Annotated in this window: 18 protein-coding genes; 8 read left to right on the top strand and 10 right to left on the bottom strand. The window is 58.6% G+C overall.

Features of this window, described 5'->3' with window-relative positions; translation table 11 throughout:
• Positions 1–208: 208 nt before the first annotated feature.
• A complete protein-coding gene (gene mscL / locus CKW17_RS22330; protein ID WP_095121691.1) occupies positions 209–622 on the top strand; it encodes a large-conductance mechanosensitive channel protein MscL in 414 nt (137 codons plus the stop codon).
• A gap of 44 nt (positions 623–666) precedes the next feature.
• Here mscL and CKW17_RS22325 read toward each other — a convergent pair whose 3' ends face one another.
• Positions 667–1,443 carry a ferredoxin--NADP reductase gene (locus tag CKW17_RS22325; RefSeq protein WP_095121689.1) on the bottom strand — a complete coding sequence of 259 codons (777 nt, stop codon included), beginning with the start codon at positions 1,441–1,443 and terminating at the stop codon, positions 667–669.
• A 316-nt stretch (positions 1,444–1,759) separates the two neighbouring features.
• Between CKW17_RS22325 and CKW17_RS22320 the strand changes: the two genes are divergently transcribed.
• Positions 1,760–2,470: an autoinducer binding domain-containing protein gene (locus CKW17_RS22320; RefSeq protein WP_095121686.1), complete on the top strand. Its 711-nt coding sequence runs from the start codon at positions 1,760–1,762 to the stop codon at positions 2,468–2,470.
• A gap of 178 nt (positions 2,471–2,648) precedes the next feature.
• Positions 2,649–3,773: a class I SAM-dependent methyltransferase gene (locus CKW17_RS22315; RefSeq protein ID WP_095121684.1), complete on the top strand. Its 1,125-nt coding sequence runs from the start codon at positions 2,649–2,651 to the stop codon at positions 3,771–3,773.
• A gap of 71 nt (positions 3,774–3,844) precedes the next feature.
• On the opposite strand, the gene CKW17_RS22310 is transcribed toward CKW17_RS22315, so the two are convergent.
• From CKW17_RS22310 to CKW17_RS22300, 3 genes are all read right to left on the bottom strand, one after another.
• A complete protein-coding gene (locus CKW17_RS22310) occupies positions 3,845–4,012 on the bottom strand; it encodes a DUF2474 domain-containing protein (protein ID WP_095121682.1) in 168 nt (55 codons plus the stop codon).
• Positions 4,013–4,089: 77 nt separating this feature from the next.
• A complete protein-coding gene (gene cydB / locus CKW17_RS22305) occupies positions 4,090–5,097 on the bottom strand; it encodes a cytochrome d ubiquinol oxidase subunit II (protein WP_007909749.1) in 1,008 nt (335 codons plus the stop codon).
• 3 nt (positions 5,098–5,100) lie between these two features.
• Positions 5,101–6,549, bottom strand: a complete 1,449-nt coding sequence (locus tag CKW17_RS22300) for a cytochrome ubiquinol oxidase subunit I (RefSeq protein ID WP_095121680.1) — start codon at positions 6,547–6,549, stop codon at positions 5,101–5,103.
• Between the two features lie 392 nt (positions 6,550–6,941).
• On the opposite strand from CKW17_RS22300, the gene CKW17_RS22295 reads away from it, so the two are divergent.
• Positions 6,942–8,180: an MFS transporter gene (locus tag CKW17_RS22295; RefSeq protein WP_095121678.1), complete on the top strand. Its 1,239-nt coding sequence runs from the start codon at positions 6,942–6,944 to the stop codon at positions 8,178–8,180.
• Between the two features lie 12 nt (positions 8,181–8,192).
• Here the strand turns inward: CKW17_RS22295 and CKW17_RS22290 are convergent, their stop codons facing one another.
• A complete protein-coding gene (locus tag CKW17_RS22290; RefSeq protein ID WP_095121676.1) occupies positions 8,193–8,738 on the bottom strand; it encodes a DJ-1 family glyoxalase III in 546 nt (181 codons plus the stop codon).
• Between the two features lie 66 nt (positions 8,739–8,804).
• The gene (locus CKW17_RS22285; RefSeq protein WP_095121674.1) at positions 8,805–9,254 is read right to left on the bottom strand and encodes a DUF4879 domain-containing protein; all 450 of its coding nucleotides are present in this window, start codon (positions 9,252–9,254) and stop codon (positions 8,805–8,807) included.
• A 222-nt stretch (positions 9,255–9,476) separates the two neighbouring features.
• Between CKW17_RS22285 and CKW17_RS22280 the strand changes: the two genes are divergently transcribed.
• On the top strand, positions 9,477–10,772 hold the full coding sequence (locus CKW17_RS22280) for an NCS2 family permease (protein WP_095121672.1): 1,296 nt from the start codon (positions 9,477–9,479) through the stop codon (positions 10,770–10,772).
• On the top strand, positions 10,769–11,848 hold the full coding sequence (trmA, locus tag CKW17_RS22275) for a tRNA (uridine(54)-C5)-methyltransferase TrmA (protein ID WP_095121671.1): 1,080 nt from the start codon (positions 10,769–10,771) through the stop codon (positions 11,846–11,848). Before CKW17_RS22280 ends, trmA begins: the two co-directional genes overlap by 4 nt.
• Positions 11,849–11,906: 58 nt before the next feature.
• Here the strand turns inward: trmA and CKW17_RS22270 are convergent, their stop codons facing one another.
• Together CKW17_RS22270 and CKW17_RS22265 are read right to left on the bottom strand one after the other, a co-directional pair.
• Positions 11,907–12,350 carry a DUF2442 domain-containing protein gene (locus tag CKW17_RS22270; protein ID WP_095121669.1) on the bottom strand — a complete coding sequence of 148 codons (444 nt, stop codon included), beginning with the start codon at positions 12,348–12,350 and terminating at the stop codon, positions 11,907–11,909.
• Positions 12,347–12,775, bottom strand: coding sequence for a DUF4160 domain-containing protein (locus CKW17_RS22265; RefSeq protein WP_095121668.1), 429 nt, complete (start codon positions 12,773–12,775; stop codon positions 12,347–12,349). The genes CKW17_RS22270 and CKW17_RS22265 overlap by 4 nt, the downstream gene beginning before the upstream one ends.
• A 315-nt stretch (positions 12,776–13,090) precedes the next feature.
• Between CKW17_RS22265 and aroQ the strand changes: the two genes are divergently transcribed.
• Together aroQ and CKW17_RS22255 are read left to right on the top strand one after the other, a co-directional pair.
• Entirely contained in the window at positions 13,091–13,531 is a 441-nt protein-coding gene (aroQ, locus tag CKW17_RS22260; RefSeq protein WP_064118766.1) for a type II 3-dehydroquinate dehydratase, read from the top strand.
• Between the two features lie 5 nt (positions 13,532–13,536).
• Positions 13,537–14,391, top strand: coding sequence for a shikimate dehydrogenase (locus tag CKW17_RS22255; RefSeq protein ID WP_095121666.1), 855 nt, complete (start codon positions 13,537–13,539; stop codon positions 14,389–14,391).
• A 104-nt stretch (positions 14,392–14,495) separates the two neighbouring features.
• On the opposite strand, the gene CKW17_RS22250 is transcribed toward CKW17_RS22255, so the two are convergent.
• Entirely contained in the window at positions 14,496–15,173 is a 678-nt protein-coding gene (locus tag CKW17_RS22250; protein ID WP_095121665.1) for a TetR family transcriptional regulator, read from the bottom strand.
• Between the two features lie 101 nt (positions 15,174–15,274).
• Positions 15,275–17,176, bottom strand: coding sequence for a 3-dehydroshikimate dehydratase QuiC (gene quiC / locus CKW17_RS22245; RefSeq protein WP_095121663.1), 1,902 nt, complete (start codon positions 17,174–17,176; stop codon positions 15,275–15,277).
• Positions 17,177–17,251: the final 75 nt, after the last annotated feature.

Here is a 17,251-nt window from a genome sequence, read left to right as displayed (position 1 = left end):
AGAAAGAACGTAACGCCATGATTGACAAAATTGGCTTTCTCATCAGCGGTTTACAGGATATAACGCGCGCGATTGGTGGCACTTTGCAAACTAATCGTCGATTGATGTGTCGATAAAAACGGGCATTGTAAGAAGGTGTTTCGCGCAGGACGCGTTCTGCTGATTTACACTGCGTACACCAAACTCATCTGTAACAAGGAAATAACCTATGGGCGTGCTAAGTGAGTTCAAGGCCTTCGCGGTCAAAGGCAATGTGGTCGACATGGCCGTCGGTATCATCATCGGTGCCGCCTTCGGCAAGATCGTTTCATCGTTTGTCGGCGACGTGATCATGCCGCCAATCGGCCTGCTGATCGGCGGGGTGGACTTCAGTGACCTGGCCATTACGCTAAAGGCCGCAGTGGGAGACAGCCCGGCGGTGGTATTGGCTTACGGCAAGTTCCTGCAGACTGTGCTCGACTTCATCATCGTTGCCTTCGCCATTTTCATGGGTGTCAAAGCCATCAACCGTCTGAAACGCGAAGAAGCCGTGGCCCCTAGCCTGCCACCGGTTCCGACCAAGGAAGAGGAATTGCTGGGCGAGATCCGCGATTTGCTCAAGGCACAAAATACACAGCCCTGAACCTTCGGCACAAAACACAACGGCGCCTGCGAGGCGCCGTTTGTTTACCAGTAGTTTTCCACCGCCACCTGGCCAGGTCGACGGGTCAGGCTGAGGCTCATGTGCCGTTTTTTCAGCAAGGCGCGAGTGTCGTCAATCATCTGTGGATTGCCACACAGCATGACTCGGGAGTGTTCGGCCGAAAGCTCCACGCCTGCGGCGCGCTCAAGCTCGCCGTTTTCGATCAGCGTGGTAATCCGCCCAGCCAGCGCGCCAGGATGTGACTCTCGCGTGACGGTCGGGATGAATTGCAGTTTGTGGATGTGCTCCGCCAGATAATCGCGCTGTGCCAGACCCGCAATCAATGACTGGTACGCCAGTTCGCGCGCCTCCCGGACGCTATACACCAGAATGATCCGTGCGAATCTTTCCCAGACTTCAAAGTCCTGCAGAATCGACAGGAACGGGGCCACTCCCGTACCGGTGGACAACAGCCACAAATCCCGGCCATCGACGAAACGATCCAGGGTCAGATAGCCAAACGCCTGCCGATCCACCAGCAGCGTATCTCCGACTTCAAGTCGACTCAGTTCACTGGTGAATTCGCCACCGGGCACCACAATGGAAAAGAATTCCAGGTGCTCATCGAACGGTGAGGACACCATGGAATAGGCACGCCAAACTGTACTGCCATCAGCCTTGACCACACCGAGGCGGGCGAACTGACCGGCCCGAAAACGAAATCCCGGGTCACGGGTGGTTCGCAAGGTGAACAGGCTGGGCGTCAAGGGTTTTACGTCTAGCAAGGTCTGGCAGGTGAAATTCTCTACGCTGGCTGTCATGGGGCACTCCATTCAACGATTGCCACCAGTTTCGCGCAAAGCCGCACTCTTAAACACCACTGATTCGTAATGATATTGCGCGCATTCAACTACCGTTCAAGAATTGTACAAGTCTTGTCAAACGTCACTTGCCAATAAAAACTGCCAAGATGACAAGTCACATATAACACCACGTACTTAAGAACACGTTATGCAGTTGCCCCTCCCTTTAAGAGCAAAAAAATCAAAACGCAAAGTAGGAAACGTCCTACACTCGTTTGCGTGCTAATCCCGTTGGATCCAACAAGCACCCCAGACATTGCACGGAGCACTTTTAATGGAAACGTGGAAGGAGTCACAGTTAAAACAACTGACTTTCGCCAAAGGTATTGATACTGCCTACCCGATACTGCTGAGATTTGCCGAAAACCTGGGATTTAATTTCTTCGCAATATCAGTCACTTCACCGCAGCAAGTCACAAAGACCAATGCCCTGCAAATCAATAACTATCCCACCCAATGGAATGAACAATATGAGCAATTGCACTACTCTGAAGTTGACCCGGTAATAGCACACGGCAATCACTCAATGATGCCGGTGATCTGGAATGAAGCGCTGTTTTCCAACGCTCCGCGACTTTGGCAGGGCTTGCAAGAACAAGGTCTGCAACATGGCTGGTCACAATCTTTCCATCATGAAGCAAGCGGCTTTTGCAGCATTCTCAGCCTGGCGCGCAAGCATTGCCCGATCAGCCCACTCGAGTTGTATGAGCATTTCGGCTACATCTTTTATGCGGCCAGTCATTTGAGCGAATTATTCGCCCGCACGCTCCCCATGGCAGCCAAGACCCGACAGCCACATCTCTCCTCCCGAGAGCTGGAGATTCTGCAGTTATCCGCCGGGGGCAAGACCGCCTACGAAATCTCGAAGATTCTTAGCCTGAGCGAACGCACCGTGAACTACCACGTACAAAACGTGATCGAGAAGCTCAACGTCTGCAACAAGATTTCTGCCGTCATTGCGGCAGCCAGAGCTGGCATCATCTAGATGCGAGGCCTTGTAAAGGATTAAAACTTGCGGGTATTTCCGACGAAAAAAACGTAACATTTACGCCCTTCCTGAGTGATGGCGCAGTCTTCCTCGCGTTGCAGTGCACTCGGTCGGGTTCCGCCGCAAGCTCCCGCTGGCCGCGGGACACCCCTCGATTACCCTGAGTCCCCGCCCCATGCCTTTGCTCGATACACCCTTCGCCCAACTCGACCTGATCCGCCAGCCCGAACAGCAGAACGAGCCGTTGCAAGCGTTCGATGCCGCCGATGAATACCTGCTCAACCATCTGGCAGCGCAGCAGCCGACAGCCGACACGCGGGTATTGGTGCTCAACGACAGTTTCGGTGCGCTGGCGGCGAGCCTGCTCGGCAAGGTCAAGGTCAGCAGCAGCGGCGACTCGTTTCTGGGGTTTCAGGGGCTGGAGAAAAACCTGCTGCGCAATGGCCAGGCATTCGACGCCATTCGCGGGATCCCCGCCAGCGAACCACTGGTCGGGCCGTTCGACCGGGTACTGATCCGTGTGCCGAAAACCCTCGCGCTGCTGGAAGAACAACTGATCCGCTTGCAAGGGCAGCTCGCACCCGGCGCCGAAGTGGTCGCAGCGGCCATGGTCAAACACCTGCCACGCGCTGCCGGTGATCTGCTTGAACGCTACATCGGTCCGGTACAAGCCTCTCTGGCGGTAAAAAAGGCTCGGCTGTTGATCGCCACACCTGAAGCAAAAGCTCCGGCTGTCTCGCCCTACCCTTCGCGGTATCGCCTCGACGAGCCGTCGATCGAATTGCTCAACCACGCCAACGTGTTCTGCCGCGAAGGCCTGGACATCGGCACACGCGCCTTCCTCCCGCATCTGCCGAAAAACCTGGGCAGTGCCCGAGTCGCCGATCTGGGCTGTGGCAATGGCGTGCTGGCGATCGCCAGCGCTCTGCAAAACCCTGATGCGCAGTACACGCTGGTCGACGAATCGTTCATGGCAGTGCAATCGGCTGCCGAGAACTGGCGCGCAGCGCTGGGCGATCGCGAGGTGATCGTGCGTGCCGGCGACGGTCTGGCCGGCCAGGAAGCACAATCGCTGGACGTGGTGCTGTGCAATCCGCCGTTCCATCAGCAGCAAGTGGTCGGTGACTTTCTGGCCTGGCGCATGTTCCAGCAGGCGCGCGAAGCGCTGGTGGTGGGTGGCGCGCTGTACATCGTCGGCAACCGTCATCTGGGTTACCACAGCAAACTGGCGCGGCTGTTTCGCGGCGTCGAGCAAGTGGCCGCCACACCGAAATTCGTGATTCTCAAGGCCCGCAAGTAATCCCGAGGCAAAAAAAACCCTCCGTGAGGAGGGTTGCAAAGCCGTACCCGAAGGCGCCGGGACGGGATGATTCAGTGTGTAGTCAGGCCTGCGGCATTCATGAACATGCGCATCAGGCTGGCGACGATGAACAGCGCGCCGACACTGCCGCCCCAGATCAGGGCCAACCAGCCGAGCCGCTGCCACAGCGGTTTTTTTTCGGCTTGTTCAATGTCGTGCAGGGAATGTTTTCCAGTCATTTTCTTCAAACCTCTTCAAGATTGATGGCGCCATCGCCGACGCCATCGCGAGCAGGCTCGCTCCCACAGGGTTTTGCTTAGTGATAACCGTCTTCATGGGTAACCTTGCCGCGGAACACATAGTAGCTCCAGAAGGTGTAACCCAGGATAAACGGGATGATGAACAGCGTGCCCACCAGCATGAAGCCCTGACTTTGCGGCGGTGCGGCGGCGTCCCAGATCGAGATCGACGGCGGCACGATGTTCGGCCACAGGCTGATACCGAGGCCGCTGTAGCCGAGGAAGATCAGCACCAGCGTCAGCAGGAACGGCATGTAGTTGGCGTTGCGCGCCACGGCGCGGATCAGCCCGTACATCGTCACCAGCACCAGAATCGGTACCGGCATGAACCAGAACAGGTTCGGCATGCTGAACCAGCGGGTGGCAATATCCGGATGAGCCAGCGGTGTCCAGATACTGACAATACCGATCACGGCCAGCAATACGAAAGCCAATGGCCGTGCCAGGTCATGCATCTGTTCCTGCAGCTTGCCTTCGGTTTTCATGATCAGCCAGGTACAGCCGAGCAAGGCATAGGCCACCACCAGCGCGGCGCCGCAGAACATTGTGAACGGCGTCAGCCAGTCCAGTGATCCACCGGCGAACTGCCGATTGACCACCGGCAAGCCATCGATGAATGCGCCCAGCGCCACGCCCTGGAAGAACGTCGCTGCCACCGAGCCACCGATAAACGCCTTGTCCCACAGGTGGCGCTTGTCATCCTTGGCCTTGAAGCGGAACTCGAACGCTACGCCGCGAAAGATCAAGCCGATCAGCATGAAGATCAGCGGCAGGTACAGCGCCGACAACACCACCGAATAGGCCAGCGGGAACGCGCCGAACAACGCCGCGCCGCCCAGTACCAGCCAGGTTTCGTTGCCATCCCAGACCGGGGCCACAGTGTTCATCATCACGTCACGGTCGACTTTACCGGGGATGAACGGGAAGAGAATCCCGATGCCCAGATCGAAGCCGTCCATGACCACGTACATCATGATGCCGAAGATGATGATCACGGCCCAGATCAGCGGAAGATCAATACCCATGAGTCAAATCTCCTTGGTCACACGAATGTCGTCGTCGCCGTGATCGGCATCGGCCGAATCGTCGGCAGCGGACAACGGACGGGCCGGTGTACGTTTCTTGCCTGGACCACCGTCCGGCGTTTCCGCGCCTTCGCTGATCTTCGGCCCCTTGCGCACCAGGCGCATCATGTAGCCGAGACCTGCGCCGAACAGGGCGAAATACACCACCACAAACATGATCAGGGTGATGCTCATCTGCATGAAGCTGTGGTTGGAAGAGGCATCCGCAGTGCGCATCAAGCCGTAAACCACCCACGGCTGACGACCGATTTCCGTGGTGAACCAGCCAGCGAGAATCGCGATCAAACCGGACGGCCCCATCCACAACGCCAGGTACAGGAAAGGGCGCGAGGTGTAGAGCGTGTCGCGTTTGCGCAGCCACAGGCTCCACAGACCGGTGAAGATCATCAGGAAACCGAGGCCGACCATGATCCGGAACGACCAGAACACAATGGTCGAATTCGGCCGGTCTTCCGGCGGAAACTCCTTGAGCGCCGGCACCTGTTTGTCCAGCGAGTGGGTCAGGATCAGGCTGCCGAGGTAAGGGATCTCCACGGCGAATTTGGTTTTCTCTTCTTTCATGTCCGGCCAGCCAAACAGGATCAGCGGCGTCGCTTCATCACCATGGTTTTCCCAGTGACCTTCGATCGCAGCGATTTTTGCCGGTTGGTGCTTGAGCGTGTTCAGACCATGGAAGTCGCCGATGACGGCCTGGATCGGCGCGACAATCAGCGCCATCCACATTGCCATCGACAGCATGGTGCGGATCGCCGGGTTGTCCTTGCCACGCAGCAAGTGCCAGGCCGCCGAGGAGCCGACGAAGAATGCCGTCGCCACGAACGCCGCCGTCGCCATGTGCATCAGGCGATACGGGAACGAAGGATTGAAGATGATCGCCAGCCAGTCGGTAGGAATCACCTGACCGTTAACGATTTCGAAGCCCTGCGGGGTCTGCATCCAGCTGTTGGAGGCGAGAATCCAGAAGGTCGAAATCAGCGTGCCGATTGCCACCATGACCGTGGAAAAGAAGTGCAGCCCGCGCCCGACCTTGTTCCAGCCGAACAGCATCACCCCAAGAAAACCGGCCTCGAGGAAAAATGCCGTGAGCACTTCATAAGTCAGCAACGGCCCGGTGACGGCGCCGGCGAAGTCCGAGAAGCGGCTCCAGTTGGTGCCGAACTGGTAGGCCATGACCAATCCGGAGACCACGCCCATACCGAAGTTGACGGCGAAGATCTTCGACCAGAAATGGTAGAGGTCACGGTAGGTGTCGTTACGGGTTTTCAGCCACAGGCCTTCGAGTACCGCGAGGTAACTCGCCAGGCCAATGGTGATGGCCGGGAACAGGATGTGGAACGAGATGGTGAACGCGAACTGAATTCGGGCGAGATCTAGTGCCTCTAAACCGAACATATGGCTTCCTCTGTCAGGTAATACCGGCTGCGGACCCGGAGGCCTGCACCCACTGCCCCCACGGATATGGAGTGCGGCGAATTCTGATTCGTTCTTTTTAAACAACCATCGCAACGCAGGGAGTCTGGCCAACTGGCCACCGGATCAATTCCTTTTGGGTCTTGATCTGGATCAAGCAACGTTGAAAGAGTAGTCCCATTTTTGCCGATGAACTGCGTGGTCGTTTGCCGCGTGACAAGTTGCCTCATTGCAGCCGCGATGCTCTGCCAGACATTTCCTGCGGCAAGCTTGCGGAAATCGATGTCTGGCTAACTAAATTTTTTGTCATAGCAACTTCCTGTTACAGACTGGTGATAACCTCGACATTCCCCTCGAGCCAGACCTGCCTTCAGATGCCCAGCCAAGAGCCCCTGCTGTTACGTCATCACCGCCCGTTTCTCGCTTTCTGGTTCGCGCGGATCTTTACCGCCAGCGGTTTCCAGATGCTCACCGTGGCGATTGGCTGGAACCTCTACCAATTGACCGGCAACGTCCTCGATCTGGGTCTGGTCGGGCTGGTCGAATTCGCTCCGCGCGTGCTGTTCATGCTGCACACCGGGCATGTCGCCGACCGCTATGACCGACGCAAAGTGGCGGCGATCTGTCAGTCGTTGCAGGCGTTAATCGCCTTGGCGCTGGCCATCGGTAGCGCCACCGATCACGTGACCCGCGAAATGATCTTCATCCTCGCCTTCCTGCTCGGCGCGGCGCGCTCGTTCGAGATGCCGACTACACAGGCGTTGCTGCCAAGTATTGTGCCCAGCGCGCTATTTCCTCGGGCCGTAGCGGCGGCGCAGTCGGCGCAGCAGTCGGCGACAATCGTCGCTCCAGCGCTGGGCGGTTTGCTTTACGCGTTTGGCAGCGTCTGGGTCTATGGCCCGACGGTGCTGCTCTATGTGATCGCCTGCAGCCTGATGCTCAACCTGCCCGCGCGACAAACGCCGTTGAACAAAGGCAAAGCCACGCTGGATTCATTGCTGGCGGGGATTCGCTTCATTCGCAGTCGCCCGGACATTCTCGGGGCGATTTCGCTGGATCTGTTTGCGGTACTGCTTGGCGGGGCCACGGCGCTGCTGCCGGTATTCGCCAAGGACATCCTGCTGACCGGACCGTGGGGTCTGGGCCTACTGCGTTCGGCACCGGCGGTCGGCGCACTGGGGATGTCGCTGTTTCTTGCGCGATTTGCCGTGGAGCGCAATGTCGGCCGGGTGATGTTCACCGCGGTCGGGGTGTTTGGCGTCGCGACCATTGCCTTCGGCCTGTCGACCTCGTTCTGGTTCTCCCTGGCGGTGCTGGTGGTGCTCGGCGCGGCGGACATGATCAGCATGGTCATCCGCGCGTCTTTCGTGCAGCTGGAAACCCCGGACGAAATGCGCGGCCGGGTCAGCGCGGTGAACGGGTTGTTTATCGGTGCTTCGAATCAGCTGGGCGAATTCGAATCCGGCGTCACCGCCCACTGGTTCGGCACGGTGCCGGCGGTGGTGATGGGCGGGATCGGCACGCTGGTGGTGACCGGGACGTGGATCAAGTTGTTCCCGACGCTGGCGAACCGGGACCGGATGCATGTGCCGGTGGAAGAGGTGAAGGTCTGAAGCGATCCAGACCTACAACTCCCCCGCCACTTTCACCCGCAATGCCTTGCCGCCGAGTTGCTCGACCAGCGTCAAGGCACACTCCAGCGCAGCGCTTGAGCCTTGTGCGGTGACGCAATTGCCGTCGACCAGCACCGGTTGATCAACAAACGTACAGCCCGAGAGTTGATGGCTGGCGCTGGGCAAACAGGTCATGCGTCGTTGACGCAGCACTCCAAAGGTTTGCAGGGCGACGGCCGGGGATTCGCCGATGGCGGCGAACAGGCGGCCGGCACTGGCCTGATCCTTGAGCAGTTGTTGCAGCGGTTGATGCGCCGCCAGGTGCTGTGCGCCGACGGCGCCGCCGGGCAGGACGATCAGGTCAAAGGTTTGCGCCAGCACATCGACCAGCATGCCATCGGCAGTCAGGCGCGTGCCGCGGGCGCAGGTGAGCATGCGTCGTCCTTCAATACTGGCGGCAACCACTTCGATGCCGGCGCGGCGCAACACGTCGATCAGGGTCACGCTTTGCAGATCATCAATGCCCTCGGCGAGGGTAATCAGGGCTCTAAAGGTCATGGGCGTTATCCGCTGGGTAATACTTGAAGCGTAGTCAGCTTCAACCGGATCGCGCTGCAACAGCCGTTACTTGATGTAAAGCTGGGTCGACATCGTGTTGCGTGGCGCGTTGATCGAGGTGTTGCTGAAGGTGAAGGTGCCTTCCTGCTTGCCCGCCAGATCGAAGGTATAAAGAGAACCGACGGTTTTGTTGCCGGGAGTGCATTCGGTCAGGTTGCCGTTATCAAAGGCACACACCGGGGCACGTGTGCCGTTCACTTCAAAACCGTCCAGTGCGACCTGAGGCTGGCTCTTGCCGTAGCCGACTTCGAGCACGTAAACCTTGATGTTCGGTCCGCTGTGATTGCACTGGGTCTGCGTCTGCCCATCGCCGATGTCTTCAAGACCACAGGCTGGCGATTGCACCTTGATGACTTTCACTTGCGTCAACGGTGGCGCCGATGCCGCCCAGGCTGTCGACATCCCGGCCATCAGTACGACAATCAAACCCAAAACCTTCATCCAGCACTTGCTCATGCGCTTCCCGCCCCGAAAAAATCAGCGCGCAGTATGGCGCAGTTGGCATCAACGCAAAACTTCGCCGACGATCGACACCGACAACCGCCATATTCCTCACGCTGCTGGTATGATGCGCGGCTTTTTCCGGCCCACCACAATTTTCCAGGCGCTTGCGACGGTCTGTGCTTTGCTGTTGAGGTCGATACATTCACGGCGCCACGCGCGCCACGGGGAGCAGACATGCTGGAAAGGCTGTTTCAACTCAAGGCACACAACACCAACGTGCGCACCGAGATTCTGGCGGGCATCACGACTTTCTTGGCCATGGCCTACATTCTGTTCGTCAACCCGAGCATTCTCGGCGAGACCGGCATGGACAAAGGCGCGGTGTTCGTCGCCACCTGTCTGGCAGCCGCCATCGGCTCGACGGTGATGGGCCTGATCGCCAACTACCCGATTGCCCTCGCACCGGGCATGGGTCTGAACGCCTTCTTCACCTACACCGTGGTCCTGCACATGGGCCACACGTGGCAGGTGGCGCTGGGCGCGGTGTTCATTTCCGCGGTGCTGTTTTTCCTGCTGTCGATCTTCCGCATCCGTGAATGGATCATCAACAGCATTCCGCTGCCACTGCGCTCGGCGATTGCCGCCGGTATCGGCCTGTTCCTCGCGCTGATCGCCCTGCACAACGCAGGTATCGTCGTCAGCAACCCGGCGACCATGGTCGGCCTCGGTGACCTGAAACAGCCAGCACCGATTCTCGCCACCCTCGGCTTTGCCCTGATCGTCGCCCTCGAAGCGCTGAAAGTGCGCGGTGCGGTACTGATCGGCATTCTGGCCGTGACTATCGTGTCCATCGCCATGGGCTTCACCCCATTCGGCGGCGTCACCTCGATGCCACCATCGCTGGCCCCGACCTTCCTGCAACTGGACATCAAAGGCGCACTGGACATCGGTCTGGTCAGCGTGATCTTCGCCTTCCTGTTCGTCGACCTGTTCGACAACTCCGGCACCCTGATCGGCGTCGCCAAGCGCGCCGGCCTGATGGGCAAGGACGGTCACATGCCGAAAATGGGTCGTGCGCTGATCGCCGACAGCACCGCGGCCATGGCCGGTTCGTTGCTGGGCACGTCGACTACCACCAGTTACATCGAATCGGCTGCCGGCGTCAGTGCTGGCGGGCGTACCGGTCTGACGGCCATTGTCGTGGCGATTCTGTTCCTGCTGGCGTTGTTCTTCTCGCCACTGGCGGCCAGCGTTCCGGCCTTCGCTACCGCGCCAGCACTGCTGTTTGTCGCCGTGTTGATGACTTCAGGTCTGGCGGAAATAGACTGGGACGACATCACCGTCGCCGCACCGGTTGTGGTCACCACGTTGGCCATGCCATTCACTTACTCGATCGCCAACGGCATCGCGTTCGGCTTCATCGCCTGGACCGCGATCAAGCTGCTGTCGGGCCGTGCACGTGAGCTGAACCCGGCGCTGGTGATTCTGTCGATTCTGTTCGTGATCAAGTTGGGTTGGTTCAACGCATGACTTTCGATTCCCAGGCCTACGCCGAGCAACTTCAAGCCAAGGTCACGCGCTTGCGTGATCTGCTGGCGCCGTTCGATGCCCCCGAGCCGACCGTGTTCGACTCGCCATTGCAGAACTTCCGTCTGCGCGCCGAGTTCCGCCTGTGGCGCGAAGGCGGCGAGCGGCATTACGCGATGTTCTCCCAGGACGACAAACGCACGCCGATCCTCATCGAAGAATTCCCGATTGCCAGCCTGCGCATCAATCAGTTGATGCCGCAGTTGAAGGCGGCGTGGCAGGCCAGTTCGGCACTGAGCCACAAGCTGTTTCAGGTGGAGTTTCTGACCACCCTGTCCGGCGATGCGATGATCACCCTGTGCTACCACCGTCCGCTGGACGAACACTGGCACGCGGCAGCCACCAAGCTGTCTGCGGAACTCGGCGTCAGCATCATCGGTCGTTCGAAGGGCAAACGCGAAGTGCTTGGCCTCGATTACGTGGTCGAGAAACTCGAAGTCGGCGGGCGCACCTTCAGCTATCGCCAACCCGAAGGCGCGTTCACCCAGCCGAACGGCACGGTGAACCAGAAGATGTTGAATTGGGCCTACGAAGCATTGGGCGATCGCACAGACGACCTGCTGGAGCTGTACTGCGGCAACGGCAACTTCACCCTGCCGCTCGCCACTCGCGTGCGCAAAGTGCTGGCCACCGAAATCAGCAAGACCTCGGTCAACGCTGCATTGAGCAACCTCAGCGAAAACGCTGTGGATAACGTCACTCTGGTGCGTTTGTCTGCCGAAGAACTGACCGAAGCGCTCAACGAAGTGCGCCCGTTCCGTCGCCTGCAAGGCATCGACCTGAAGAGCTACGAGTTCGGCAGCGTCTTCGTCGACCCGCCGCGCGCCGGCATGGACCCGGACACCTGCGAGCTGACCCGGCGCTTCGACAACATCCTGTACATCTCCTGCAACCCGGAAACCCTGGCGGCCAACATCGCCCAGTTGCACGACACGCACCGCATTACCCAGTGCGCGTTGTTCGACCAGTTCCCGTGGACGCATCACATGGAATCGGGTGTGTTGCTGACCCGGCGTTGATTGCGGGGAGCTGATGCGAAAAAGCCGTCGTGATTGACGGCTTTTTTGTGGGCGCTCACTAAGCGGGATCGACCTTACGCGGACGCCCGCCCTTTTTGCCATTCGCCCGCGCGGCTGCAGACTTTGCCGCGCTGCTCTGACGGCCGTTGCGCGAAGCAACGGCAGAAGCGGCCATGGCTAATAGTGATGGGCTCGCCGAAATCATCCCGGCAATGGAAACGTCGAGGTCTTTACCCTCGTGACAAAGCGCAGTGCCCGCGAAGCCGATTGTCAGGCTTTCATAGTCCGCTGCGTTGAATCCGTCGAACTCTGGATAACGATCCACCGGTAGCAACACACCGCTGCCGTCTTCAAAACGGATGATCAGGGATGGTTTCTCAAAGGTTACGGAGACAGCCTGCAAGCTATTCGTTCGGCGTGCTTGCCCTTGCTGGATGGCGACGTCGATCATCTCCTCCGTGAGGGGACGACGTGCGGATGGCTTGGCTTTGATGACCTTCATAAATCGATTTCCACTCCTTCCAATGCGTCTATCAATGTCAGAAGAGTTTTGCCCTCGTCTGGCAGATAACGCGCCGATCCCACTCTGTATGTCGTGTCAGTGACGAGTTTCATCCCCAACACTTCGTTTGAATGGCTGTCCCACAATTTATTGTCGAGACAGACAGTTTGCAATTTCGACCACCAGATCCCGCGTGCTCGTCGCAGATGAGCAGGCTGCTCAAGGGATCGACACAAGCCTTCCAGCACGGCCAAGGGTGGTCGACGAGAAAGCGGCACGACGTCCCAAAGCTCAATATCGTTGTGCCAGAAACTGAACTGTAATCGGGCACTCCAACTGCCCGCATTCACGTGAACGTGTGGTGGGCAATGTTCATCTCGCAGCATGATGACGATCGACAATCCTTTGTAGCTGCACACCTTCATGCTAACCCATCCGTTAGGTTAAAAAGTTTCAGGATTCGAGATTCCTTTCAAATCCGACGACTGGTGATAAAGCACATGACGTTTCACCGCCTTTGAGGCTAGCGTCGGAACGGGTCATGAGTCGGTCAATCTCCGGTAAAAAACGTAAGCAAAGCTGTCGTCATATCTCGATCAATATTGCTTCTGTGCGATCACCGAACATAAAAAGCCACGTCCATTTTTGTTCAATTGACCATGGTAACCATCTAGTACATTTTATCTCCACAGGCTGAAACCCTCGGCCAAAGCCAAAAACAATAAGTGGAGTTACCCCTCATGCCCCCTATCGTTCTGGTGCTTAACGGCCCGAACCTGAACCTGCTCGGCACCCGCGAGCCGGCCACTTACGGTCACGAAACCCTGGCGGATATCTCGGCCTTGTGCGGTCGAGCAGCCGAAGAATTCGGCCTGGCTGTGGAGTTTCGCCAGACCAATCACGAAGGCGAACTGCTTGACTGGATACACGCCGCCCGTGGTCGCTGCGCCGGGATCGTGATCAATCCGGCGGCGTGGACGCACACCTCGGTGGCGATTCGTGACGCGCTGGTGGCCAGTGAATTGCCAGTGATTGAAGTGCACCTGTCCAACGTCCACGCCCGCGAGCCGTTTCGTCATCACTCGTTCGTCTCGGCGATTGCCACGGCGGTGATGGCCGGTTTTGGCAGCAATGGCTATCGCCTGGCGCTGGAACATTTCAGTCAGCGGTTGAAGGGATAACTCGCATGTCTCGCTCTAACGTCATACTCGCCGGGCTGATCGGCGCCGGCATTCAGGCCTCGCGCACGCCAGCGCTGCATGAGCACGAAGGCGATGCCCAAGGCCTGCGTTATCTGTACCGACTGATCGATCTCGATCAACTGAAAATGGACAGCACCGCCCTGCCCGACCTGCTGCTGGCGGCCGAGCGGATGAACTACACCGGGCTGAACATTACCTTCCCGTGCAAGCAGGCGATCATCCCGCTGCTCGATGAGCTGTCACCGGAAGCCAAGGGCATCGGCGCGGTGAACACCGTGGTGTTGAAGGACGGCAAACGTGTCGGTCACAACACCGACTGCCTTGGATTCGCCGAAGGTTTTCGTCGAGGTCTGAAAGACGCCGCCCGCGAGCGCGTAGTCCAGATGGGCGCCGGTGGCGCCGGTGCGGCAGTGGCCCACGCATTATTGAGCGAAGGCGTACAGCAACTGACTATTTTCGATGTCGACAGTGAGCGCGCCGAGAGCCTGGCGAATAATCTCAATGAGCATTTTGGCTTTGGTCGTGCGGTGGCGGGTCGGGATCTGCCGAGTACGCTGAATCTGGCTGACGGTCTGGTCAACACCACGCCGATGGGCATGGCCAAACTGCCGGGCATGCCGGTGCCGGTCGAACTGCTGCGCAAGGAATTGTGGGTGGCCGAGATTGTGTATTTCCCGTTGGAAACCGAGCTGCTGCGCAACGCCCGCGCATTGGGTTGCCGAACGCTGGATGGCGGCAACATGGCGGTGTTTCAGGCGGTGAAGGCGTTTGAATTGTTCAGCGGTGTGGTGCCGGATGCGCAGCGGATGCTCGCGCATTTTCAAAGCATGAATGGTTAACACTGTAGGAGTGAGCCTGCTCGCGATGGCGTCCTGTCAGCCAACACATTAGTTGCCTGACACACCGCCATCGCGAGCAGGCTCACTCCTACAGGGGGTCAGCGTCAGGCCTGCAGGTAGCGCAACACCGACTCGCAAATCATCTCGCGATGACGTTGCTTGACGCTTTCATCCGGCAGATCAATCTGAAAAATCTCGCCAAACGTGTGCCGGTTCGATACGCGATAGAAGCAGAATGAACTGATCAGCAAATGCACATCCAGCGCGTCCAGCCCGGTGCGGAATACACCCTCTTCAGCGCCACGACGCAGAATCTCACCGAGCGAATCGAGGATGGTGTTGTTCATCGCCTTGATTGCATCGGAACGCTTCACGTATTCAGCGTTGTGAATGTTTTCAATGCTGACGATGCGCACGAAATCGACGTTGCGGTCGTGGTGATCGAAGGTGAACTCGACCAATCGGCGAATCGCTTCCACCGGCGCCAGCTCGGCCAGGTGCAAACGGTTTTCGGTGCTGCGGATATCACCGTAAAGCTTCTCCAGCACCTCGACGTACAACTGCTCCTTACTGCCGAAGTAGTAATAGATCATGCGTTTGGAGGTGTGGATACGCTCGGCAATTGCGTCGACGCGAGCGCCGGACAAGCCTTGCTGGACGAACTCGACGATCGCCTCCTGCAGGATGTTCTCGCGGGTCTTTTCCGGGTTGTTCTTGCGACTCTTGCGCGGCTCTACAGCGGAAACTTCAGAAGCTGCGGAAAGTTCTGTATTCATCGTCATTGCGGGCTCACGGCCATCACTGCACAGGCGGCGATTATGGGCCGCACAGCACAGTGAAGGAAGCTGCGCGGCCTGTGTTTAATCCCGCGTTTACGAATTTCCTACAACTTCGCCTGGCGCACTGCACCACTGCGTGATTTAGCCATGGCCGCCAGACGCACCGCGACGTTCGCTGCGCCGTAACCGGCATAGCCGTTTTTGCGCTGGATGATCTCGAAGAAGAAACGCCCTTCGAACGGCTCGGTGTAGACGTGGAACAGCTCGCCACCCTGCGCATCACGGTCGTACAAGACGTTGTAATACGCCAGTTCGCTGAGGAATTCGTCGTCGAAATCGAAGCGCGCAGCAAGGTCGTCGTAATAGTTCAGCGGGATATCCAGTAATGGCACGCCGGCTTCTTTGGCGCGGCTGACTTCGGCGAAGATGTCGTCACAATCGAAGGCGATGTGGTGTACACCCGAGCCACGGTAACTCGACAACGCGTGGGAGATCGCGGTGTTGCGGTTCTCGGAGATGTTCAGCGGCAAGCGGATCGAACTGTCGCGACTGCGCAGTGCGCGGCTCTTCACCAGCCCGTACGGATCGGGCAGTACCACTTCATCGTCCGCCTCGAAATCCAGCAGGCTCTTGTAGAACAGCACCCAACTGTCGAGGCTGTCGGCCGGCAGCGCCATGGCCATGTGATCGATACGCTTGAGACCGCCACGGGCCGGCGCATCTGCCAGCAGATTGAAATCGGTGCCGTAGACATCAGCCTGTTCATCGACCAGATAGATCAGGCTACCGTCCGGGGCCCGCACTGCCGCCAGCTCCAGTTCATTGGGACCGACCAGTCCGCGATAGGGCTGACCTTTGTAGGCGACGGCGCGGGCCAGCGCATTGGCGCTGTCCTTGACCCGCACGGCGGTGGCGCACAGCGACGGGCCGTGAGCCTCGAAAAAGCTGTGAGCAAACGAATACGGTTCGGAGTTGAGGATCAGATTGATGTCGCCCTGACGCAGCAGGCTCACACTCTTGGAACGATGCTGCCCGGCCTTGACGAACCCGAGGCGCTCCAGCCAGTTCGACAGCTTGGCGCCGAGGCTTTCATCCACGGCGAACTCAAGAAACTCGATGCCGTTGTACTCACTGGCCTTCGGTGTTTCGAAGAGAATTTCACGGTTGGCCAAAGGTTTGGTTTCCTGCTCCAGACGCTGGCGGGTCTTCTCTTCCAGATACAGCAGCGAACGCAAACCGTCAGCGGCATTGGCCCGTGGTGGCGCGGCGCGGAAGCCGTCATTGAAGATTTCCAGCGACAGCGGCCCGGTGTAACCGCTTTGAATGATCGGCGCGAGGAACCCCGGCAAATCGAATTCGCCCTGCCCCGGGAAACACCGGAAGTGCCGGCTCCACTCCAACACGTCCATCTGCAGGATCGGTGCATCAGCCATTTGTACGAAGAAGATCTTCTCGCCCGGAATATCGGCAATAGCGCTTGGATCGCCCTTCAACGACAAGGTGTGAAAACTGTCGAGCAATACGCCGAGGCTCGGGTGATCGGCCTGACGCACGATGTCCCAGACCTGTTGATAAGTGTTGACGTGACGGCCCCAGGCCAGCGCTTCGTAACCAATGCGCAAGCCGCGCGCGCCAGCGTGCTCGGCCAACAGGCGCAGATCATCGACTAGAATTTGCTGATCGCCGACGCTGTCGGCCGAGGCATTGCTGCAGACCAGCACCAGATCGGTGCCCAGTTCCTGCATCAGGTCGAACTTGCGTTCGGCGCGCTCAAGATTGCGCGCCAGGCGATCGCGGCGGCAGCCTTCGAAATCGCGGAACGGCTGAAACAGCGTGATGGCGATGCCGAGATCGGCGCACATCTGTTTAATTTCCCGTGGACTGCCGTCGTAGTACAGGAGGTCGTTTTCGAAAATCTCCACCCCGTCGAACCCGGCGGCGGCAATGGCTTCAAGTTTTTCCGGCAGGGTGCCGCTCAAGGAAACGGTGGCAATGGAACGCTGCATGTTTCAACTCCCGGACTGCGCCGCTTTATCTTTACTGTAGGAGCCGCGAAAGCCTGCAATCGTTTGATCTTTATT

The organism is Pseudomonas sp. Irchel s3f10 (genome assembly GCF_900187515.1).
GTDB classification, from domain to species: domain Bacteria; phylum Pseudomonadota; class Gammaproteobacteria; order Pseudomonadales; family Pseudomonadaceae; genus Aquipseudomonas; species Aquipseudomonas tensinigenes.
This window is presented reverse-complemented; position numbering and strand designations above follow the sequence as displayed.